General features: G+C 71.1%; 25 protein-coding genes and 1 pseudogene. 21 read left to right on the plus strand and 5 right to left on the minus strand.

Annotated elements, in window-relative coordinates; genetic code table 11:
* Positions 1–18: 18 nt before the first annotated feature.
* Positions 19–999: a LacI family DNA-binding transcriptional regulator gene (locus J7E93_RS23055; protein WP_215071845.1), complete on the minus strand. Its 981-nt coding sequence runs from the start codon at positions 997–999 to the stop codon at positions 19–21.
* A 279-nt stretch (positions 1000–1278) separates the two neighbouring features.
* Here J7E93_RS23055 and J7E93_RS23060 point away from each other — a divergent pair.
* From J7E93_RS23060 to J7E93_RS23075, 4 genes and pseudogenes are all read left to right on the plus strand, one after another.
* Positions 1279–3170: pseudogene (locus J7E93_RS23060) on the plus strand (ricin-type beta-trefoil lectin domain protein).
* A 67-nt stretch (positions 3171–3237) separates the two neighbouring features.
* Positions 3238–3948, plus strand: coding sequence for a ribonuclease H (locus J7E93_RS23065; RefSeq protein ID WP_215071846.1), 711 nt, complete (start codon positions 3238–3240; stop codon positions 3946–3948).
* Between the two features lie 101 nt (positions 3949–4049).
* Positions 4050–5015: an LLM class F420-dependent oxidoreductase gene (locus tag J7E93_RS23070; RefSeq protein ID WP_215071847.1), complete on the plus strand. Its 966-nt coding sequence runs from the start codon at positions 4050–4052 to the stop codon at positions 5013–5015.
* A gap of 11 nt (positions 5016–5026) precedes the next feature.
* Positions 5027–5695, plus strand: a complete 669-nt coding sequence (locus J7E93_RS23075; protein ID WP_215071848.1) for an HAD family hydrolase — start codon at positions 5027–5029, stop codon at positions 5693–5695.
* A gap of 81 nt (positions 5696–5776) precedes the next feature.
* Here the strand turns inward: J7E93_RS23075 and J7E93_RS23080 are convergent, their stop codons facing one another.
* Positions 5777–6481 carry a DUF4386 domain-containing protein gene (locus J7E93_RS23080; protein WP_308368754.1) on the minus strand — a complete coding sequence of 235 codons (705 nt, stop codon included), beginning with the start codon at positions 6479–6481 and terminating at the stop codon, positions 5777–5779.
* Positions 6482–6610: 129 nt separating this feature from the next.
* Here J7E93_RS23080 and J7E93_RS23085 point away from each other — a divergent pair, with 129 nt between their 5' ends.
* A complete protein-coding gene (locus J7E93_RS23085) occupies positions 6611–7354 on the plus strand; it encodes a TetR/AcrR family transcriptional regulator (protein ID WP_215071850.1) in 744 nt (247 codons plus the stop codon).
* A 193-nt stretch (positions 7355–7547) separates the two neighbouring features.
* Here J7E93_RS23085 and J7E93_RS23090 read toward each other — a convergent pair whose 3' ends face one another.
* Positions 7548–8789, minus strand: a complete 1242-nt coding sequence (locus tag J7E93_RS23090) for a serine hydrolase domain-containing protein (RefSeq protein WP_215071851.1) — start codon at positions 8787–8789, stop codon at positions 7548–7550.
* Between the two features lie 312 nt (positions 8790–9101).
* On the opposite strand from J7E93_RS23090, the gene J7E93_RS23095 reads away from it, so the two are divergent.
* From J7E93_RS23095 to J7E93_RS23105, 3 genes are all read left to right on the plus strand, one after another.
* Complete coding sequence (locus J7E93_RS23095; RefSeq protein WP_215071852.1) at positions 9102–9614, plus strand: EF-hand domain-containing protein; 513 nt, start codon at positions 9102–9104, stop codon at positions 9612–9614.
* A gap of 255 nt (positions 9615–9869) precedes the next feature.
* A complete protein-coding gene (locus tag J7E93_RS23100) occupies positions 9870–10211 on the plus strand; it encodes an STAS domain-containing protein (protein WP_215071853.1) in 342 nt (113 codons plus the stop codon).
* A 215-nt stretch (positions 10212–10426) separates the two neighbouring features.
* A complete protein-coding gene (locus J7E93_RS23105; RefSeq protein ID WP_215071854.1) occupies positions 10427–12517 on the plus strand; it encodes a LamG-like jellyroll fold domain-containing protein in 2091 nt (696 codons plus the stop codon).
* A gap of 121 nt (positions 12518–12638) precedes the next feature.
* Here the strand turns inward: J7E93_RS23105 and J7E93_RS23110 are convergent, their stop codons facing one another.
* Together J7E93_RS23110 and J7E93_RS23115 are read right to left on the minus strand one after the other, a co-directional pair.
* Positions 12639–13397: a hypothetical protein gene (locus J7E93_RS23110; RefSeq protein ID WP_215071855.1), complete on the minus strand. Its 759-nt coding sequence runs from the start codon at positions 13395–13397 to the stop codon at positions 12639–12641.
* Positions 13398–13624: 227 nt separating this feature from the next.
* Positions 13625–15121 (minus strand): MFS transporter, encoded by a 1497-nt coding sequence (locus tag J7E93_RS23115; protein WP_215071856.1) that lies wholly within the window; start codon positions 15119–15121, stop codon positions 13625–13627.
* A 246-nt stretch (positions 15122–15367) separates the two neighbouring features.
* Here J7E93_RS23115 and J7E93_RS23120 point away from each other — a divergent pair, with 246 nt between their 5' ends.
* From J7E93_RS23120 to J7E93_RS23180, 13 genes are all read left to right on the plus strand, one after another.
* The gene (locus tag J7E93_RS23120; protein ID WP_215071857.1) at positions 15368–15667 is read left to right on the plus strand and encodes a gas vesicle protein; all 300 of its coding nucleotides are present in this window, start codon (positions 15368–15370) and stop codon (positions 15665–15667) included.
* Positions 15668–15689: 22 nt separating this feature from the next.
* Entirely contained in the window at positions 15690–16124 is a 435-nt protein-coding gene (locus J7E93_RS23125) for a gas vesicle structural protein GvpA (RefSeq protein ID WP_215071858.1), read from the plus strand.
* A gap of 3 nt (positions 16125–16127) precedes the next feature.
* Positions 16128–16841, plus strand: a complete 714-nt coding sequence (locus J7E93_RS23130; protein WP_215071859.1) for a GvpL/GvpF family gas vesicle protein — start codon at positions 16128–16130, stop codon at positions 16839–16841.
* A 34-nt stretch (positions 16842–16875) separates the two neighbouring features.
* Positions 16876–17136 (plus strand): gas vesicle protein GvpG, encoded by a 261-nt coding sequence (locus tag J7E93_RS23135; protein ID WP_215071860.1) that lies wholly within the window; start codon positions 16876–16878, stop codon positions 17134–17136.
* Between the two features lie 44 nt (positions 17137–17180).
* Positions 17181–17633: a gas vesicle protein gene (locus J7E93_RS23140; RefSeq protein ID WP_215071861.1), complete on the plus strand. Its 453-nt coding sequence runs from the start codon at positions 17181–17183 to the stop codon at positions 17631–17633.
* Positions 17630–18484 carry a GvpL/GvpF family gas vesicle protein gene (locus J7E93_RS23145; RefSeq protein ID WP_215071862.1) on the plus strand — a complete coding sequence of 285 codons (855 nt, stop codon included), beginning with the start codon at positions 17630–17632 and terminating at the stop codon, positions 18482–18484. Before J7E93_RS23140 ends, J7E93_RS23145 begins: the two co-directional genes overlap by 4 nt.
* Entirely contained in the window at positions 18481–18771 is a 291-nt protein-coding gene (locus J7E93_RS23150) for a gas vesicle protein (protein ID WP_374105422.1), read from the plus strand. The genes J7E93_RS23145 and J7E93_RS23150 overlap by 4 nt, the downstream gene beginning before the upstream one ends.
* Positions 18768–19115, plus strand: a complete 348-nt coding sequence (locus tag J7E93_RS23155; RefSeq protein WP_215071863.1) for a gas vesicle protein K — start codon at positions 18768–18770, stop codon at positions 19113–19115. The genes J7E93_RS23150 and J7E93_RS23155 overlap by 4 nt, the downstream gene beginning before the upstream one ends.
* 45 nt (positions 19116–19160) lie before the next feature.
* Positions 19161–19610, plus strand: a complete 450-nt coding sequence (locus J7E93_RS23160; protein ID WP_215071864.1) for a hypothetical protein — start codon at positions 19161–19163, stop codon at positions 19608–19610.
* 268 nt (positions 19611–19878) lie between these two features.
* The gene (locus J7E93_RS23165) at positions 19879–20493 is read left to right on the plus strand and encodes a flavodoxin family protein (protein ID WP_215071865.1); all 615 of its coding nucleotides are present in this window, start codon (positions 19879–19881) and stop codon (positions 20491–20493) included.
* Positions 20494–20512: 19 nt separating this feature from the next.
* Entirely contained in the window at positions 20513–20722 is a 210-nt protein-coding gene (locus J7E93_RS23170; RefSeq protein WP_215071866.1) for a hypothetical protein, read from the plus strand.
* Positions 20723–20809: 87 nt separating this feature from the next.
* Positions 20810–20965: a DUF6131 family protein gene (locus J7E93_RS23175; RefSeq protein ID WP_215071867.1), complete on the plus strand. Its 156-nt coding sequence runs from the start codon at positions 20810–20812 to the stop codon at positions 20963–20965.
* A gap of 86 nt (positions 20966–21051) precedes the next feature.
* Positions 21052–21342, plus strand: a complete 291-nt coding sequence (locus J7E93_RS23180) for a DUF6479 family protein (protein ID WP_215071868.1) — start codon at positions 21052–21054, stop codon at positions 21340–21342.
* The last annotated feature ends 12 nt before the right edge of the window (positions 21343–21354 follow it).

Raw genomic sequence — 21354 nt, forward strand, 5'->3', positions numbered from 1 at the left:
GACGGGCCGGCGGGTGGCTCACAGGGCCGGCGCCGACCGGCGGACGACGAGTTCGGTAGGGAGGACGACCGGTTCGTCGGGGATCGCCTCGCCGGCCAGCCCGGCCAGCAGCATCCGGGCGGCCGTCTCGCCCATCCGCCGCATCGGCTGGCGGACCGTGGTCAGCGGCGGCTCGGTGTGCCGGGCCATGGGGATGTCGTCGAAGCCGACGACGGCGACGTCCTCCGGCACCCGCCGGCCCGCCTCGCGCAGGGCGCGCAGCACACCCGCCGCGATGAGGTCGTTGTGCGCGAAGACGCAGTCGAAGTCCCGGCGCTCCGCGAGGGCCCGCTCGACGCCGCGGTGCCCCGTCTCCTCGGTGAACTCGCCCGTCGCGATCAGATCGGTGGGCAGGACCTCGACAAACCCCTCCAACCGGTCGCGTACACAGCCGAAGTCGCGGCGACCGGTGACGACGAGAGGCCGGGTACGGCCCGAGTCGAGGAGATGGCGAGCGGCCGACGCGCCACCGGCGCGGTTCGTGGTGGCGACCGAGGGGAACGCGGGATGGTGGCCGCGGTCGTCGATGAGCACCACGGGCAGGCCCCGGCGGTGCATGGCCGTGAGGGTGTCGAGGGTGTCCTCCGGCTCGATGACGAGAAGCCCGTCGAAGGCGCGCGCGGAGACCTGACCGGTGAAGTGGCGTACGGAGTCGGCGCCCCGGTTGCAGGTGAACAGCAACAGGCCGTAACCGGCGGCCTCGACGGTGTCGGCGACGCCCTGCAGCACCTCACCCATCCACGGCCAGGTGAGCGAGGGCGTCAGCATGCCGACGGTGCGGCTGCTGCCGCGAGCCAGGCCGACCGCGCCCGAGCTGGGCACATACCCGAGCACACCGATCACTTCACGAACGCGGGCGGCGGTGGCTGAGTCCACCTCCGCCCCTGTGTTCAGGACCCGGGAGACGGTGGTCTTGCTGACACCTGCCTCACGTGCGACGTCGGCGATGGTGACACGCATCGAGAGGCCTCCGCGTCGAGGGATGACATCGCTGTCGGAACCGCTTCCGGAACCGGTTCCGGCGCGGTGCGGAGAGTCAACAGCCAGGCCGCTCAACCGTCAAGAGTTCACGCCGACATCGGCCGAATCCCAAGTTCACCCCCTGCAGGCCCGATTGTGCGTTCAAGATCTGAATGCGCGAAGCCTTGACGGGCCCGCCCTCCGGCAGTTCACTCACGCCTCGGTCCATCACTCCGTCCACGGACCCACCCCACACCCTCCGCCGAGAAGGGCACCGACATGTTCCGTCCGACGCACAGGCCGCCACCCCTCGCCCGCCGACTGACGACCGCGCTCCTGGCCGCGGCGCTCGCCGCGGCCGGCCTCACCGGACTCTCCGCCGGCCCGGCGCAGGCCGCCGGCGAGCAGGTGGACGTCTGGCTCACCACCACCGACGACACCGGCGGCCGCCACGTCACGCGCGGACTCCAGCAGCAGACCCCGCTCACCTTCCAGGCGGGCAACGGAGGCGGCGGCACGAACATCACCGTCGACGAGAACACCCGCTACCAGACCTTCACCGGCGGCGGCGCCTCGTTCACGACACCGCCGCCTGGCTGATGAAGAGCTCCGGAGCCCTGTCCCAGGCGACACGGGACGCCACGATGAAGAAGCTCTTCTCGCCGACCGAGGGCATCGGTCTCTCCTTCGTCCGCAACCCCATGGGCGGCTCGGACCTCGCCCGGTTCGGCTACACCTACGACGACCTGCCGGCCGGCCAGACCGACCCCACGCTCGCGAAGTTCTCCCTCGCCCACGACCTGCAGGACGTCCTGCCGCTGACCCGACAGGCCAGGCAGCTGAACCCGCGGCTCACCCTCGTCGCCTCGCCCTGGACCGCGCCCGCCTGGATGAAGGACAGCGGACAGCTCAACGGCGGCTGGCTGAAGGCCGAGAACTACGGCACGTACGCCGACTACTTCGTGAAGTACCTCCAGGCCTGGCGCGACCAGGGCGTCCCCGTCGACTACGTCACCGCCCAGAACGAGCCGACCTGCTGCTCCGGATACCCCTCGATGAGCTGGAACGCCTCGGGACTCGCGTACTTCACCAAGAACGAGCTGCTGCCCAAGCTCCGGTCGGCGGGCCTGCCCGCCAAGGTCCTCGCTCACGACTGGAACTGGGACACCTACGACGCCTACGCGGCGCAGACCGTCGACGACCCGGCGGTGCGCAGCCACCCGAACTTCGGCGGCGTCGCCTGGCACGGATACGGCGGCGACGTCGCCAAGCAGACGGAGGTCCACCAGCGCCACCCGGAGCTGGACGCCTTCCAGACCGAGCACTCCGGCGGAACCTGGATCGCCCACCAGCAGCGCGAAGACATGATGAACATCATCGACTACACCCGGAACTGGGCGAAGTCCGTCACCAAATGGTCCCTCGCCGTCGACCAGAACCGCGGGCCGCACAACGGCGGTTGCGGCACCTGCGACGGCCTGATCACCGTGCACAACGGCGACTCCCGCCACGGACAGGTCGACTACACCGTCGAGTACTACACGATGGGCCACCTCACGAAGTTCGTGAAACCCGGCGCCCACCGCATCGCCTCGACCGGCACCTCGGCCGTACCGAACGTCGCCTGGCGCAACCCGGACGGCTCCAAGGCGCTCATCGCCTACAACGACTCCACGAGCGCACGGACAATGACCGTCAACTGGGGCGGTCAGCGCTGGACGTACTCGCTGCCCGGCAGGACGTCCGCCACCTTCACCTGGTCGGGCAGCCAGAGCGGCGGCTCCGACGCGTCCGGCGCCCTGGTCGGCCTCGGCGGGAAGTGCCTCGACGTCGCGGGCGGCGCCACGACGGACGGCACGCCCGTCCAGCTCTGGGACTGCAACGGCTCCGCGGCCCAGCGCTGGACGCTCCGCGCCGACGGCTCGGTCCAGGCGCTCGGCAAGTGCCTTGACGTGACCTCCGGCGCGACCACAGACGGAGCCAAGGTGCAGCTCTACACCTGCAACGGCTCCGGCGCCCAGCGATGGCGCTACGCACCCACGTCGGCCGACCTGGTGAACGTCCCCGCCGACAAGTGCCTGGACGCCTCCGACAACGCCTCCACGAACGGGACCCGGGCACAGATCTGGTCCTGCACGGGGGCGGCCAACCAGAAGTGGCGTCTGGGGTAGGCGGACCGGCTGCTCCGGAGCTCGGGGGAGGGGCAGCGGGGCGACCGCGGCATGTCAGGATCGTGGGATGAAGGAAGCGAAGATCATCGCGGCGTGCGACGGCGCGTCGAAGGGGAACCCGGGGCCCGCGGCCTGGGCATGGGTCGTGGCAGGGGCAGACGGCGCCGTGGACCGATGGGAGGCGGGCCCCCTGGGCCGGGCGACCAACAACGTGGCCGAACTGACCGCCCTGCTCAAGCTTCTCGAGTCGCTCGACCCCTCCGTGCCGACGGAGGTGCGGATGGACTCCCAGTACGCGATGAAGGCGGTCACGACCTGGTTGCCGGGATGGCGCCGCAAGGGCTGGAGGACCTCCGCGGGCACCCCGGTGGCGAACAAGGACCTCGTGGTCCGCATCGACGAACTGCTGACCGGAAGACGCGTCGACTTCGTCCACACCCCCGCCCACCAAGTGGACGGCGACCCGCTCAACGACGCCGCCGACCGGGCGGCCGGCGAAGCGGCCCTCACCCAGCGGGCCGCCGGCTCGGCGGCGGGATCCGCTCTCCCGCCGCCCGGCCCCCCGGGACCTGCCGCCGGAGCCGGGCGCGAGCGCACACCCGGCCGCGGGCGGGCGGCGCGTCCACCGGGCGCCCGCTCCTCGGGCGGCTCGGTCAAGGCCAGGTTCCCCGGCCGGTGCCGCTGCGGAGCTCCGTACGCCAAGGGCGAGCCGATCACGAAGAACCCCGACGGCTGGGGCCACCCCGCCTGTGCCTCGGTGGCGGGCGGAACCGGCTGACACACCCCCGTGGGCCACTCGGACGCACCCGCCGTCGGCCACACGGAGGACCGGCCGAGACAGCCGGTTTCCAAAGGGACGGTTGCGGCAAGGGGCGGAACATGGTGCACATCGGCTACACAATGATGACCGAGCAGGCCGGCCCCCGTGATCTCGTCGGGCATGTGGTGGGAGCGGAGGAGGCGGGTTTCGACTTCTCGGTGATCTCGGACCACTCCTTCCCCTGGCTCGACGAGCAGGGGCACGCCCCCTACGCGTGGAGCGTCCTGGGAGCGGCCGCCCAGGCCACCTCCCGTATCCCCCTGATGACCTACGTCACCTGTCCCACCTTCCGCTACCACCCCGCGGTCATCGCCCAGAAGGCGGCGACGATGCAGCTCCTGTCCGGCGGCCGGTTCCGGCTCGGCCTGGGCTCGGGAGAGAACCTCAACGAGCACATCGTCGGAGTCGGCTGGCCCTCGGCCCGTGTCCGTCTGGACATGCTGGAGGAGGCCGTCGGCATCATCCGCGACCTGTTCGGCGGGGAGTACGTCACCCACCACGGCGAGTACTTCCAGGTGGACAAGGCCAAGCTGTGGGACGTCCCCGACACCCCGCCGCCCATCGGCGTCGCGGTGTCGGGCCCCCGCTCCTGCGAGATCGCCGGACACCATGCCGACCTGGTGATCGCCACCGAGCCGAAGCAGGAGCTGCTGGACTCCTTCGACGAGCACGGAGGCGCGGGCAAGCCGCGGATCGGTCAGCTCCCGGTCTGCTACGACCCCGACCGGGACGCGGCGGTGAAACGCGCCCACGAGCAGTTCCGGTGGTCACTGGGCGGGTGGAAGGTCAACGCCGAACTCCCCTCGCCGGCCGCGTTCGACCAGGCCTGCGAGAACATCCGCCCCGAGGACGTCGCGGAGGCCGTCCCCTGCGGCGACGACGTCTCCGCCTTCGTGGACGCCGTCCGCCCCTTCGCCGAGGCCGGGTTCACCGACGTCGCCCTGGTCCAGATCGGCGGAGCGCACCAAGAGCCCTTCCTCCAGTGGGCCCGCACCACCTTGCTGCCCGCCCTGCGGGAGCTGTGAGGGTGCCGGACATGGACCGTGCCGCGCTGTTCGACGTCGACGGAACGCTCGCGGACACCAACCACCTCCACGTCGTGGCCTGGTGGGAGGCTCTGCGCCAGGCCGGGCACCGCGTGGACACGCACGCCATCCACCGGGCGATCGGCCTGCCCGGCGACCAGCTCCTGGAGCACCTGCTCGGCGACGAGCGCGACCGGGCCGGTGACGACCGGCTCTCCGCTGCCCACGGCACGCTCTACGGCACCTACTTCGAGCGTCTCCCCGCCTTCGGAGCGGCCGCGGACCTGCTGCGGGCGCTGGCGGGCGACGGCTGGAAGGTCGTCCTCGTCACCTCGGCCAAGGACCGCGAGCTCGAAGCCCTGCGCCGGGCCATCGACGCCGACGACGCGATCACCGCCTCGGCCACCTCCGACGACGTCGAGGCGGGCAAACCCGCACCGGATCCCATCGAGCACGCTCTCTCCCTGGTCGGGGTGCCCGCCGACCGGGCCGTGTTCGTGGGCGACACCGTCTGGGACATGGAGGCCTCCGCCCGCGCCCACGTCGTCTCCGTGGCCCTGCTGTGCGGCGGCATCCCGCACGACGATCTGGCAAAGGCGGGCGCCACCGCCGTCTACGACGACCCGGCCGACCTCCTCGCGCACCTGAGCACCAGTCCCTTCGCGAACATCCCCGCATGAGGGGACGGCTGGGTCCTGGCGCCTTGCGGCAGGGGGCGTCCTGCCGATCTCCCAGGGCGCCGGCCTGCCGACGGGACACTCCTAGCCGGCTGCGGTGAGCGGGCGAGCGGGCTCGAAGCCGCGGGTCAGCAGCCGGACGGCGAGAGCCACCTCCCAGGCGAACACCGGGAGCGCGGCCGCGGTGCCCACGGCGGACACCTGCGGGTAGAGCCCGAACAGCACGGCGACCGCCGAGGCGCAGATGAGTGCGCCGCCCACCAGGCCCAGCAGCGTCAGGGGCCGGGGCACCAGCTGTGAACGGTGCATCGCGTACGCCAGTACCAGCGTGTTGGCGCCCAGGACCATGTTGGGGCCGAGCAGGAAGGTCCAGTCGTGCACTGCCGCCAAAGCGGTGGCGGCGGCTTGGAACGCGGCGGCGGTACCGGTGTCCGTGCCGCCGGCCAGCTCCTGGCGGAGGGTCACCACCGCCAGCAGGCTGACGATGCCGACGGCGATCACGGCCGCTTCGAGCAGCCGGCCGCACACGTAGCCGATCGCCAGCGCCTCGTGCCGTGCTCTGAGGACCGGGAACAGCGCCACCCCGGTGCCCACCACGGCGAGGAGCAGCACCATCTCGCACAGCGCGCCCAGCAGCACGCGAGTGTCCGATCCGGTCCCGACGACGTACTGCGCGCCCTCGAGCGCGGGACGGTACAGCGCAAGGCCGGCGATCGCGGCGACCTCGGTCACCAGGAACAGCGCCCCCGTCACGGCCGCGCTCGTTCGTGATCTTCGTGCTGAGTCCACGGGACTCTCCCTCTCCATGCGCGTGGTGTACGGCGTACACCACCGCGTCGAGGGACACCCTAGGTGTACGGCGTACACTCGGCAAGGGCCGACGAGTCCGACCGTCACGGGAGAAGGGCAGCAGGGGAGATGGCCGAGAAAGGTGGGAGCGCCGACCGCGCGCCCCTGAGCAGGCAGCGGATCCTGCGCGCCGCCGTCGCGCTGGCCGACGCGTCCGGGGCCGAGGCGTTCAGCATGCGCAGGCTCGCCCAGGAGCTCGGCGTCGTCCCGATGGCCCTCTACAAGCACGTGGCCAACAAGGAGGAACTCCTCGACGGCATGGTGGACGTGATCGTCGGTGAGATCGGCCGGCCGGTCCCCGGAGCGGACTGGAAGAGCGCCGTGCGGCAGCAGATCCTCTCCGCCCGGCGCGTGCTTCTGCAGCACCGCTGGGCCGCGCGCGTGATCGAGTCACGCACCGGCCCCACCCCTGCCGTACTGGCCTATCTCGACTCGGTGATCGGCACCTTTCGGGACGGCGGCCTCTCCGCGGATCTCACCCACCACGTGATGCACGCGCTCGGCAGCCGTCTGCTGGGCTTCTCGCAGGAGCTGTTCGACACCAGCCGGCCCGCGGCCCCATCGGGCACGGAGGGCGAGGCGGCACCGGGCCCCGCCGCGGCCTACCCACGCGTCGCGGAGATCGCCGCGGCGGCCGCCCACGACCCGGACTCGACCGTCGGCGGCGGCTGCGACGACCAGTTCGAGTTCGAGTTCGCGCTGGACCTGCTCCTGGACGGCATCGAACGCCTCCACCACCGAGGCTGGTCCTCCACCGACACCGGCACAGGCACCGACACCGGCACAGGCACCGGCGCATCCTCCGCCCGGTAGGGCGCGACCCCGTTCGCGAACGGCGCCACCCCGTCAGGCGCCGAGCTGCTCGCTCGCCATCCGGATACGGCCGTGGCCCTGGAGAAGCTCCTGGCCGGCGCGTGAAGCCGGCGTCGCAGGGCCGTGCGGGTGCGCGTCTTGCGACCGCGGGCCGGGGCAGCCGCGTGGCGGGCGGCCCCGGCCCGGGCCGCCGTCAGCGGCGCTCGGGCAGATCCGCCTCGGCCGGCGCTGCCGAGAACGCACGTGCCGTGGACGGCTTCTTCCCGCAGAACGCGGCCTCCAGCGTTCCGCCGAGGGCCGTGTTCGCCGCACCCCGGTTCGAGGTGTTCGCCATCGCGGAGAGACCGCGCCGGCCGTCACGGGTCGAGAAGGCGTACGTGTAGAAGCCCTGCACGGTGCCGGTGTGCCCGTACACCTGGACGCCGCAGGACAGGTCGTAGCGGCGCAGGCCGAGCCCGTAGAACCGGGTGTTCGTGGCGTCGGTCGGCGTGACCGTGGTCATGGCGTCCATCATGCGCGGCGACAGCAGCTCGCCCCGCATGAGCGCGGTGGTGAAGGTGTTCAGATCCGCCAGGTCGGAGATGACCGCCCCGGCCGACTGCGCCCAGGAGACGGTCTGTTCCGTGGAGTCGACGAGCGGCGCGCCCTCCTCGTCCGGATGCAGATAGCCGCGGACCCGCATCCCCTTGATCCGGGTGTCGGGGTGCACGTACGAGGTGTTCCGCAGCCGCAGCGGCGCGATCACCCGCCGCTCGTACGCGTCGGCGACCGGACGGCCGGTGATCTGCTCGATGAGCATGCCGACCACCACGAAGTTGGCGTTCGAGTACTTGTACGCCACACCGGGCTCGGTGGTGCGCGGTTCGCTCAGCGAGAGGTTCACCAGCTCCTGGTAGCTGAACACACGGTTCCGCACCGCCTCGAAGCCGGGCACGGTCTGGGCGAACATCGCGTCGGTGTAGTCCGCCAGACCGCTGCGGTGGGTGAGGAGATGACGCACCGTGATTCTGTCGTCGGGCAGCAGCCCCGGCAGATAGCGGTTCACCGGAGCGTCGAGCTCCAGTCGGCCCTCGTCCACCAACTGGAGCAGCACCACCGTGGAGAAGGTCTTGCTGACGCTGCCGATCCGGAACCGGGCCCGGCTGTCCATGGCCGCGCCGGAGACGCGGTCGCGGACGCCCTCGGTCCGCGTCCGGGCACCCCAGGGTCCGACGTATCGGGCCATCGCCCCCGGGGCGCCCTGGGCCATGGCGGCGTTCAGGGCCCCGACCACGCCTTCCATGTCGGGAGCGGGCACGGCCGGAACGGCGGGCGAGGCAGGGACGGCGGGAACGGACGGGGCGGCCGTCGCGGCGGTGGCGGGGGTGACGCCTCCGGCGAGGGCGGCGATCAGAGGGGCACTCACGACCAGGCGTCGACGCGGTGAAAGGGGCACGTTCTCCTCGAATCTGTCTCGACACGATGCGGTACGGCGCACGCGCGCTGCGGTGAGCCGCGAAGAGTCCGGGAGCCTCGGCCACTGTGCGCCGTCTCCCGATCCATCGATCAGGAGGGCCAACGCGGTGGATCGGTTCCTGTCACGGGGGCCCGAATTCCATTGCTGCGCGCGGGTGGAGGAGAGGCGGTAACCGAATCGGCCCCCGCCAGTTGATCTTGTCGTCGCCGGATGCCGTCGACGCGTTTCGCCAGCCACCGACCCCCCAGTCCGCCGACCGTCGGCGTGCGGGGCATCGATGAAGGACTCTGTATGGACAGTCAGATCGCCAAGGCCCATATCTTCGCCATGCTCGACGTCGATGGTGACGGTGCCATCTCCCGGGAGGAGTACCTCACCCGCCCCGACCGCGCCGCGGCCGCGTCCGGACGGGGGAGCGACGACCCTCTCGTCGCCGTCGCACGATCGGCCCACGAGCGGGTCTACGCCTCGATGGACGCGAACGGCGACGGGCGGGTGACCTTCGAGGAGTACGCGGCCTGGGCGGGCGCCGAGTCGTTCGAGAAGGTCTGCAGGCCCGCGCTCGGATCCCTGTTCGACCTCGCGGACACCGATGCGGACGGCTCCCTCGACCGGGGCGAGTTCACCCGGCTGCGCGAGGCGCTCGGCAACCCCGCCGACAACGCCGGCGCCGCGTTCGACGCGCTGGACGCCGACGGCGACGGGCGCGTCGACCGGGACGCGTACCTGGCATCGATCCGCGCCTATGTCACCGAGGGCGCCTCCGGCATGGCCGAAGCGCTGCACACGGCGAACAGCCGCTGACCCAGGGCCGCCGGGTCGATGATCCCCCGGGGCACGTACGCGGAAGGCTTGCTCCCCCCGCACGTGCGCGGAAGGCTTGCTCCCCCCCGCACGTGCGCGACGGCGGTCCGGTGGAGTGAAGGTCCGTGCCGCGCGACCGGGCCGACCGGTTGACCCGGTGTGCGTACCGCTTGCAACCTTCCGATACTGACCGCCCCCATCGCCGCATCGGCCACCGGACCGATCGACCAGCGCGCGGATTGCGCGCCCTGCGGCATGAGCGTCCGCTCCTGCAGCGTCCTCGACGAGCAGACCGTGCGCGTCGAGCTCCACGGAGAGGTCGACCACTACAGCGCAGGGCCGCTGCGGGTGCTGCTGGCCGCCGCGTCCACCGGCGGCCACCGGTGCCTCGTCCTCGACACCTCGCGTGTCACGTTCGCCGACTCCGCCCTGCTGCGGATCCTGACGGACTGGACCGGGCACGGGTGGCGGCTGCGTCTGACCGGCATCACCCCGGCGATGGAGCGGCTCCGGGCAGCCGCCTGGGGTGCATCCACGCCCACCGCGCGCCGACGCGCCCGTCCACGAAGGGAGGCCGTCGGGGAGGAGCGGGGCTGACCGGCCGACGAGCCGAAGGCCCGACGGGCTGACGACCCTCCCGCGCCCGACCCGTGAACCCGTGGGGCCGCACCGCGACGGTGCGGCCCCACGGTCGGGTACGAGACGCTCCCCGGCGCGTTGATCACGACGACGGGCTCTGGCAGAGTCCTCGGCGCTGTCCTGGAACCAGGGCGGGGGGAGCGGGCACCTCACCAGCCCGGTAGCAGGTGATGATGAGAAGAAGCGCGGCCTCCTGGCTGCACATGGTGGCGGCGGTGCTGGCGACAGTGCTGACGACGGCGGTCCTGCTCGGGGCGCAGGCGATACCCGCGGCGGCCCTGACGACGACGCCGGGTGATCCTGCGGGCAACGGCTACACCCGCGAATCCGTCCGGGCCATGACCTGGAACATCTGCGGCGAGGCCGGCGGCACACTGCCGTCGAGCGGGGGGTTCTGCCCCTTCCGCAACGACCCGAAGGCCAAGGCCAAGGCCATCGGGGACGTGGTCCGGGCCCGGAACCTGAACGCGATCATGCTTCAGGAGGTGTGCTCGGGACCTCGCCGGACCGAGGTCCCCGACACCGGGGCGCCCAGCCAGCTGGACGAGATCGCCGCCCAACTCGGCAAGGACACGTGGAGCTTCCGCTGGGCGGAGGTCTGGCGGCCGGCCGGCACCTCGTACTGCCGGGGTGGCCTCACCGGGACGCTCAGCGTCGCTATCGGCGTCAAGGGGCGCATCACCTGGTCGGACTCCGAGGTCCTGCCCGTCCCGCTGGGTACCCAGCAGAACCGTGGACAGGTGCTCTGCGCCGAGGCCGCCGGCTGGGAGAACCACCTCTGCGCCACCCATGTGTCCAACTTCGGTCAGGACGTCGAGCTGGGCCAGATGTCGCAGGACCGGGCGGACCAGCTCTACGAGGACCAGATCGAGACCATCCGCGCCATGGCGGCGAAGTTCCCCTCCGTGGTCCTCGGCGGTGACTTCAACACCCGGCTGCGCGACCGGCTCCAGCCGCTCTACGACACCATGGCGGAGTGCGACCAGCGGTCGTACCTCCCGGGCGACGCGAGCAACGAGGTCACCAAGTACACGCCGGCCGTGGCCAGCAAGGACGCCAACGAGGCGATCACCGATCCGTCCTACGAGACCTCGAAGATCGACTACCTCTTCTCCACCTCCGGCTTCAGCGGCTGCGACTCGTGGACGCAGATGGCCGACCAGGCGGACTACACGCTCCAGGCTCAGCCCGACTGTCACAAGAACGCCACGCCCATCGTCTGCACACCGACCGGAACCTCCGACCACACGCCGCTCTACGGTCACACCAGAGGCGCGCCGACGCTCTCCTGGAAGCTCGACGGATCCCCCGCGGGCACCTCGGGCGGCTCCGGCGGTCACTCGGGCACCCTCACCGCAGGTGCCTCCTGGACCACGGACCACGGCGGCGCCGTCGCCCTGAACGGCTCGACCGGCACGGTCACCGCGGCCGGCCCCGTGGTCGACACCACCCGCAGCTTCACCGTCTCCGCCTGGGCCAAGGTCGAGCCCGGCGCCGGTACCTCGGTCGTCCTCTCCCAGGACGGCTCAGTGATCAGCGGCATGATGCTCTGGTACAACCAGCCGGACAACACCTGGCGCTTCGGCCTGCCGAAGTCGGACAGCGGCGGCTGGAGCGTCGACCAGGCGATCTCCCGTACGCAGGCCAAGCCCGGGGTGTGGACCAGGCTCACCGCCGTCCATGACGCCGCGTCCGGCGTCGTCACCCTCTACGTCGACGGCGTCGAGGCCGGCACCACCACCCACCCGACCCGGTGGGCCGCCGACGGCCCGTTCGTCGTCGGCCGGGACAAGGTGAACGGCGCCGGCAACGCTTACTTCCACGGTGCCGTCCAGCGCGTCGAGGTCTACGACCACCCGATGACCGCCACCGAGGCCGCCTCGCACGCGGGCAGGCTGACCGCGCCGACCGGCAGGCAGGCCCAGCCGTCCCCGGACGCCCCGGGCTGCCACCAGGCCGGCGGCTACGGCACGGTGCACAGCCTGACGCCGACGTTGACCGCCAGGGTCACGCACCCGGACCCGTCCAAAGAGGTCTGGGCCGAGTTCTCGGTGTGGGACAACACCGACCCGAGCCTGCCCCAGCCTCTGCGTATGAGCGGCCCCGGTTCCGCGAGCGCCAAGGTGCGCGGCGACGGCACCGTCTCGGTCACCGTCCCCGGTCTCGTCGAGGGCCACAGCTACGGCTGGTGGGTGCGGACTGTCGACGGCGCCACGGCCTCGCCCACCGCCGCGGTCTGCCACTTCCGCGCGACCGCGGGCTGACCGACCGCCGAAGAGCCCCGACCGGTGCCGGCAGGTTCCTCTGCCCACCGGTCGGGGGCTCGTGTGTCCGAGACAGGGGTCTCGGGCTCAGGGAGTCCCCGCGCAGCTTCTCGTCCCGCGGTCAGCCCGCCGGAGCCCCCCACGCGTTCGCCAGTCCCTCCAGCCACACCGGCGGGAGTTCGGCGTGCTCCCACTCCGTCCGCAGGGCGGACGGCGCCGTGGCGAGGCGTTCGAGCACGGCGATGCTGGTGGGGGAGTGGGTGAGGGAGTAGCGGCCGTGGATGGCGATGTCGCTGCCGGGACCGTACTGCGCGTACAGCCGGGCCAGCTCTTCGCGCCGGGTCTCGGCGAACTCGCCGAGCCGTCCCGCGTACCCCGCCCGTTCCGCGGGGCTCATCGTGCCGAGGACCGCGGTGAGGACGTCGTCCGACACCTCGGGGTCGAGGTCGGAGACGTGGGTGAACGCGAGGTAGAGCGGCGTCACCGCCACCTTCGCCCGCTCCACGTCCACCCTGCCGACGGGGGGATGTCCTCGCGGGACGTCCTCCCGGCCGGTCTGCGGGGAGCGGGCGGGCACCGCCGGCCCGAGGGCGTGCCGCAGCGCTCGTTCGGCGATGCGGTCGAGTTCGTCGCCGACGGCCTGTGCGCCGTCCCGCCAGCCGGCGCCGTAGAGATCGCCCCTGCCTTCAGGGGCGTCCCTCTCGACCTTACGGACCTCACGGTGCGCCTCCACGACGGCGCCGGCCTCGACGAGCGCGATCAGCTCCTCGGCCTCCGTGTGGAACACTCCGGCGCGGCCGAGGAGTTCGAGGAGGGTCTTCTTCGCGTTCACGACGCTGGCGGAGTCCAGCGGGTGCTGGTCCTCTTCGGCGGCGTTCATCAGGCCCTCCTCGTCTCTCTCAACTCTCCGAGCGTCGGTCGAGGCTTTCAGCTGGGAGTGGTCGCCGTCCAGCCGACTGCCCGGCCGCAGCCCTCCGGCAGCCCCGGGCCGGTCCCCGGCGTGCCATCCGTGACAGACATGGACGGGCGCGGTCGGGCACGGTCAGGCGGCCCGGGCGGGGCCGGCGCGGCCTGGGGCCCGTCGTACCCGGTGACGGCGGGAGAGCGTCATCGGCCGACGCGAGCGGCCGGAGGTGCCCCGTCCTCGTCCGCCGCCCTCGCCGACAGCGGCGTCGCGATGTCCTCCAGCGATCTGCCCTCCGCCGCGACGGCGAAGAAGAGCGCGACGAGACCCGCCAGGACCATGAGCGTCGCACCGACACAGAAGGCGAGGACGGCGTCGCCGACGACACCGCTCTCGGTCAGCTGCGCGAAGAGAAGCGGCCCGGAGATACCGCCGGCGGCCGTACCGATCGCGTAGAAGAACGCGATCGCCATCGCCCGTGTCTCCATCGGGAAGATCTCGCTGACGGTGAGGTACGCGGAGCTGGCGCCGGCGGAGGCGAAGAAGAGGACGACACACCAGCACAGCGTCATCGTGGTCGCGTCCAGACTGCCCCGGTCGAAGAGCCACGCCGTACCGAAGAGCAGCAGACCCGAGAGGATGTAGGTACCCGCGATCATCGGGCGACGCCCGACGGTGTCGAAGAGCCGGCCGAGCAGGAGCGGGCCGAGGAAGTTGCCGAAGGCGATGACGGCGAAGTAGTACCCGGTGTACCCGGTGGGAACGTCGAAGAACTTCACCAGAATGGAGCCGAAGCCGAAGGTGATGGCGTTGTACAGGAACGCCTGGCCGATGAAGAGCGCGAAGCCGAGCACGGCCCGCTTGGGGTACGTGTGGAAGAGCGTGCGGGCGATCTCGATGAAGCCGATGCTGTGACGCTGCTCGATGGTGATCGCGCGGGACGGCTCGGGCAGGGTGACGCCCTTCTCGCGCTCCACCTGACGTTCCACGGCCGCGACCAGTTCCTCGGCCCCTTCCGAACGGCCGTGGATGAACATCCACCGCGGGCTCTCGGGAACATGCCGGCGCACGACCAGAATGACGAGACCGAGGACGACTCCCAGCGCGAAGCTCAGTCGCCAGCCGACGTCCATCGGGAAGAAGTCGGTGTCGAGCGCCGCGACGGACAGCAGAGCGCCGCCCATGGCCCCGAGCCAGTAGCTGCCGTTGATGATGAGGTCGACCCGGCCCCGGTACTTGCTCGGGATGAGTTCGTCGATGGCCGAGTTGATGGCGGCGTACTCGCCTCCGATACCGAAGCCGGTCAGGAAGCGGAACAGGAAGAACCACCACACGGAGGTGGACAGCGCGGTCAGCGCCGTCGCCAGGAGATAGACGGCGAGGGTGATCAGGAACAGTTTCCTGCGGCCGAAGCGGTCGGTGAGCCAGCCGAAGAACAAGGCGCCGGAGCAGGCACCTGCCACGTACAGCGCGGCCGCCACACCGGTGACCTGGGCGTCGCTGATCGGCAGCCCGCTGCCCTCTTCGGAGAGCCTGCCGGCCATGTTGCCGACGATGGTCACCTCGAGACCGTCGAGGATCCATACGGTGCCGAGACCGATCACGATCATCCAGTGCCACCGTGACCAGGGCAACCTGTCCAGCCGGGCGGGGACTTTTGTGGTGACGGTTCCCATCACGCTGTCATCGGTGCGACTCATGACACCTCTTCTAACCCGAGCCGGGCCGCACACGCCCCGACCCCGCTCGATCCCACCGAATCGGACGAACTGACCGCCCGTCGGGCAAGCAGCGCCGAAAGACCGTCACCAGCCGTGGCGGCAAAAGGTGTCGAGGACGGCACTTGTCACGCATACGTTCGGAACACACGGGCACGCGAACCGCAGCAACAGACGGCGGATGGAGAGCAGCTCCAAGCCGATCTTCCGTGCCCTACAGGCGGGATCATGAACGCGACTGACGACGAACGTGCCAAGAAATCCGGAGAACGTATCGACCTATCCACGGCGATGCGCAGAGCCTCCGCTCAACTCTCCGAACTCCTGGGCTCTGAACCGGGATCCGTCTCGGCGGTGAAAGCCACCGAAGAGGGCTGGTCGGCCGACGTGGAAGTGGTCGAACTGGAAAAAGTGCCCGACACGATGACCGTCATGGCGTCCTACCACGTCGCTCTCGACCCCGAGGGCCGCCTCGTCGCCTACGAACGCACGACGCGGTACGCACGGGGCCAGATCGACCGCCGTTGACACCTCCGGAAGGAGTTTCACCGTGACACTCGTCCAACAGAGCAGCACAGCGAGCGGCGGAAGCGGCTCGGGCAATCTCTACGACGTGCTGGAACTCATTCTCGACCGAGGTCTTGTGATCGACGCGTTCGTCCGCGTCTCCCTCGTCGGGATCGAAATACTCAAGATCGACGTCCGTGTGGTCGTCGCCAGTGTGGACACCTATCTGCGTTTCGCGGAGGCGTGCAACCGGCTCGATCTGGAATCCGGCCGCAAGGCGCCGACGCAGCTCACCGAAATCGTCGGCGACATGACGGAGAACGGCGCCAAAGGCAAGTCGAAAGGCGCCCTGAGCGGAGCCGTCGAGGCGATCTCGGATTCCCTGCACCGCAAGGACGAGGAGCCCGAGGAGGAGCCGCGGAAACGAACGTCACGCTCCTCGTCCAGCCGTTCATCAGCCCAGCGAAGCGAGGAGTGACGCGTGTCCACCTACGTCTACGCCATCACCGGCGCCGACCACCCCCTACGGCTGGACGACCTCCACGGAGTCGGCGACCCACCGTCACCCCTGCGAGCGGTCACGACCGACACCGTGGCCGCGGTCGTCAGCGACGCGCCACCCGGCCTCAGGGCCAAGCGCCGTGACGTGACGGCCCACGAGCGCGTCCTGGAGGCCCTGATGGCCGACGGCGCGACCCTGCCGATGCGCTTCGGTCTGCTCGGCCCCGACGACGAACGGGTGGCCGAGGTCCTGGGTCGGGACGCCCCCGCCTACCGCAAGCGGCTGACCGAGCTCGAGGGACACGTCGAGTACCACCTCAAGGCCGCCCGGGACGAGAAGGACCTGCTGATCGAGATCATGGCGCAGTCCGAGCGGGCCCGGGAGCTCAACCAGCGCACCCGCTCGGACCCGGGAGCACACGACGAACGCATCGCGCTCGGCGAACTCGTCGCCCAAGAGGTGGCGGCCCGGGGGGACGCGCAGGCGGAGGAGACGGTGAAGCGCCTGCTCCCGGCCGCCTCCCGCGCCTCCCGTGGCGAACCGGGCGCGACCCACTTCCTCAACGTGTCGTTCCTCGTTCCCGCCGAGTCGACGGACGCCTTCGTGGGCGCCGTACGGGAAGAGGCCGACCGGCTGGGGGAGGGGTACAGCTTCACCCTGACCGGGCCGCTCCCTCCGTACAGCTTCGTGTGACCGTCGGGCAAGGACAGCGAAGGAGGTGCCGGCCATGGGACTCGTCACCGGCATTCTGACCCTGCCGCTGGCCCCCGTCCGCGGAACGGCCTGGGTCCTCGACCAGGTGTTGCTCGCGGCGGAGCGGGAGTACTACGACCCCGAGCCGGTGCGCCGACGACTGGCGGAGCTCGTGGACGACTTCGAGCGGTCCCGCATCGATGCCGAGGAGTTCGACCGGCGGGAGGACGAGCTGCTGGACCGGCTCGACGAGATCGAGGCGTACCGGCGACGACCACCGGGGAACGGCTCGTGACGGCCGCCGGCCGAGAGCATCCGTACGCAGACAGGGGCGACACCGTGTCCGATTCACTGGCAGGCCGCCTGGCGGCCCCGCCGCGCACCACATCCGCACCCGGTGCCCAGGGCTCCTCCGCCAACCTCGCGGACATCCTGGAGCGGGTCCTCGACAAGGGCATCGTGATCGCGGGCGACATCCAGATCAATCTCCTCGACATCGAACTGCTGACGATCAAGCTCCGGCTTCTGGTCGCCTCGGTCGACAAGGCGAAGGAGATGGGCATCGACTGGTGGGAACACGACCCCTCCCTCTCCTCGCGGGCGCACCGCCCGGCACAGCCGGTCGAAGACCGCCGTGGGGCGGCCGACCCGAGGGAGCTCCTCGCCGAGGAGAACGAGCGTCTGCGCGGCGAGCTCGACCGGCTGCGCGCGGCGCTCGGCCCGGCCGACGAAACGCGGAGGACCGGCGATGGAGGAGGGGCGGGCGAGGTGCGAGAGGAGGGCACGAGGTGAGCACGTATGAGCGGACGCCACGGGAGACGCCGGGCTTTGCCGGCACCGGTCCCGAGCTGACGTACGTGTACGCCGTCGGCCGCGACGACGGGGCGCTTCGCCGTCCCCTCGGCCGCCTGACCGGAGTGCACGGCCATGACCTGCGGCTGATCCGTGGCGACGGGCTCGTCGCGCCGGTGTCGTCCGTACCGTCGGACGTCTTCGGCGAGCGGGCGCTGCGCGCTCTGCTGGAGGACCTGCCGGCCCTCGAGGCGATGGCGCGCGCTCATCACGCCGTCGTCGACGCCGCGTTCGCCGAGACGGTCGTGCTCCCCCTGCGCCTGGCGACGGTCTACCGGGACGACAGCCGGGTGGTCGCCATGCTCGCCGAGCAGCGGCGACGTTTCGAGGAACTCCTCGCGGAGCTCGACGGGAACGTCGAGCTGGGCGTGAAGGTCTACGTGGACCCGAACGCGGCCCGGTCGCGCGAAGAGCCTCCGCCACCGGAGGCGTCGGCCGCTCCGTCCGGGCCGGGACGCGCCTACCTGGCGCAGCGCCGGGCGCGCCGGCGCAGCACCCAGGACCTCTACCGGACCGCCGGCGCCATCGCCGCCGAGGCGACCGCGGTGGCGCGGGCGTTCGCACGGGCCGGCGTCGCACACCGCCCCCAGCAAGGGGAGTTGTCCCATCGTCCCGGCGAGAACCTCAGTAACGAGGCGTACCTGGTGGCCGCGGGCGACGCGGAACGGTTCCGGGAGCAGGTCGGCGCCCTGGCCGGCCGCGCCCCTGGCGTCCACATCGAGGTGACCGGACCGTGGGCACCGTACTCGTTCGCGACACCGGACATGGCCGGGGACGAGGGCGCCCCGTGACGAGCAGCGCGTTCCCCGTCGGCGGCGGTGGCATCCAGGACACCGAACCTCTCCAGGGGCCGCCGGTCGCCCTCATCGACCTGCTGGACCGCCTCCTGACCGGCGGCGCCGTGCTGACCGGGGACCTGGTCCTGTCCGTCGCGGACGTCGACCTGGTCCACATCAATCTGCGCGCGGTCATCAGGTCGATCACCGAGGACGCACCGGCCCCCTGGGCCGTCGCGCCCCCGAACGTCGAGTCGGCCACGCCGGGCCCGGCACACACCCCAAGGAGGCTTCAGCGATGAGGGAAACCGCCCCCACCCGGGTCCACGACCTCGATGAGCGGCTCGCGGCGGCCGGTGGCGTGGCCCAGCGGCTCGCCACCGACCCCGACACGGTGGAACGCGATCTCATCAAACTCGTCCTGACCATCGTCGAACTGCTGCGTCAGCTGATGGAACGTACCGCCGTCCACCGGGTCGACCAGGGAGACCTCACCGAGGACCAGGAGGAACGCATCGGCATGACGCTGATGATTCTTCACGACCGTATGGAAGAGCTGTGCGACAGGTACGGCCTCTCGATGGACGATCTGAATCTGGATCTGGGGCCGCTGGGCTCACTGCTGCCCCGCGAAGGAATTCGATAGAACACCCCCCGTTTCATGAGTGGTTGAACGGCAAGGAGGAATGCCATGACTGCTGAGAGCGACAACACCAGGAATTCCCGCGCCACAAGCGCCCGGAAGACGGCCACCAAGCGGACCGAGAGGAAGGCCTCGGCTGCGGCGGACACGTCGAAGTCCGCGTCGAGGTCCGCGTCGACATCCGCGGCCGAGACCGCGTTGCACGACGCGGAGAAGTCGGCTTCGGCGAGTGCGCGCTCCGCCGGCGAGGCCACCCGGCGTGTCGGCCGTGCGGCGGCGAACGGTCTCCAGAGCGGGCAGCAGGCCGTGACGGCCAACGCCGCCAAGGCGGCCACCGCGGCCACGACCGCCTGGACGGTCGTCAAGGAGAGGAAGGCGATCGCGGCGGGCGCCGCGGCAGGAGTCGCCGGAGTGGCCGGCGCCGCCTTCGCCCTCGGCCGCACCACGGCCAAGCCGCCGGTCGGACCGCTGACCCGGCTCGCGCGCGGTCGGATCTGAGCGGAGACGCGGCCGCGGCCGCCGCCGCGCCCGCATCCGCCGCCTCGCGTACGCCTGTGACCCGCCCCGCAACGACGGGGCGGGTCACAGGCGTACGGCGATGTATGCCGGCGCGGCCGGCGACGCCACGAGCACAGGGCCGGCGCCATGGGGCAGAGCGCCCCGGGCGGGGAGGTATCCCGAGACGGCCCGATGCCACCCAGCCGCCGGAGACGCAATCTGGCGCTTAGAGGACATGGAGGACGCCTCGCGGGGTAACGGCGACCTCATGGACACCACACCCCTACGCGCCGTCGCACTCGTCTGCACCCTCTCCCCCTCGCCCGCGCCCTCCAGCTCACAACTGCTGGCGGAACAGACCATGGCCGCCCTCGGCGAGCACGGGGTCACCGGCAAGACGATCCGCATCGCCGATCGGAACGTCCTGCCCGGTGTGAAGACGGACATGGGGCAGGGGGACGACTGGCCCGAGATCCGGGACACGATTCTCGGCTCCGACATCCTCGTCCTGTCGACCCCGATCTGGCTCGGACACCCGTCGAGCATCGCCCAGCGCGTTCTGGAACGTCTGGACGCCGAGCTCTCCGAGACGGACGACGAGGGCCGCCTGCTGACCTACGGGAAGGTCGCGGCCGTCTGCGTGGTCGGCAACGAGGACGGCGCGCACAAGACCGGCGCCGACCTCTTCCAGGGCCTCAACGACGTCGGCTTCACCCTTGCCCCCGGCGCGGTCACCTACTGGGTCGGGGAGGCCATGCAGGGCACCGACTACCAGGACCTCGAGAAGACCCCCGAGGCCACGGCGGGGACCACCGCGACGCTCGCCGCCAACACGGCGCACCTCGCCCGGCGGCTCAAAGCGGCCCCTTACCCGCCCTCCTAGACCGAAGGAGTACGAGCACATGACCGACGACAAGCAAGGCCGGCAGCGCCCCCGGACCACCCCGTCCGAAGCGGTCGGGGAGAGCGGCGACGAGGAAGCACGACGCGAGGCGGACGAGGCGGCCGTCACGGACGGTGACGGCACCGAGCCCGGTCGTGCGAACCAGGGGGAGCGGCCCGGCGGCCCCCGCACCGATTCCTCGGAACAATCTTCGGCTCACCGCGAATGATATGGCGCCGGTGATGGTATTCGCTTCAATGCCTTTTCGCTCCGCTAGTCGCGGCGGAGTCATCCATAAGGGTGCAGGGAGGTCGTCGTGATTATCCTCGGAGTGATCCTGCTGATCATCGGGTTCGTCACAGGAATTTCCATTCTGTGGACCATAGGCCTGATCCTCGCGGTCATCGGCCTGGTGCTGTGGGTGGCCGGCGCTGCCGGACACGCTGTGGGAGGCCGATCTCACTACTGGTGAGCGCGCGCTGAACACCCCCGCCCACTGATCCGTGACCCGCCCCGGCGCACACCGCCCGGGGCGGGTCCGATACGAGAAAGGCGATCATGACCGCACAGACCCTCGTCAGCGATTCCGCACCCGCTCTCAGCGATGCCGCACCCGCTCTGGCCGCGGCCGGCTCGAACGCCCTCCTTTTCGCCGTGGCCATCGGCGTGGTGATCGTGGGTGTGCTCATCGGCGCGTTCTGGTGGGGGAGCCGCCGTGTCGCACGCCGCCGGCGCCCGGTCGGTGACCCGACCCGGACCCAGACGCCGCCGCAGCCCCCTGCCGAGCCGGGCCGCGATTCGTGGAGCACCCCGGACGACGACCCGGACCTGGGTGATTCCCACCGCTGACGGCGCTCCGCC

The sequence above is a fragment of the Streptomyces sp. ISL-36 genome (genome assembly GCF_018614205.1).
In the GTDB taxonomy this organism is placed as follows: domain Bacteria; phylum Actinomycetota; class Actinomycetes; order Streptomycetales; family Streptomycetaceae; genus Streptomyces.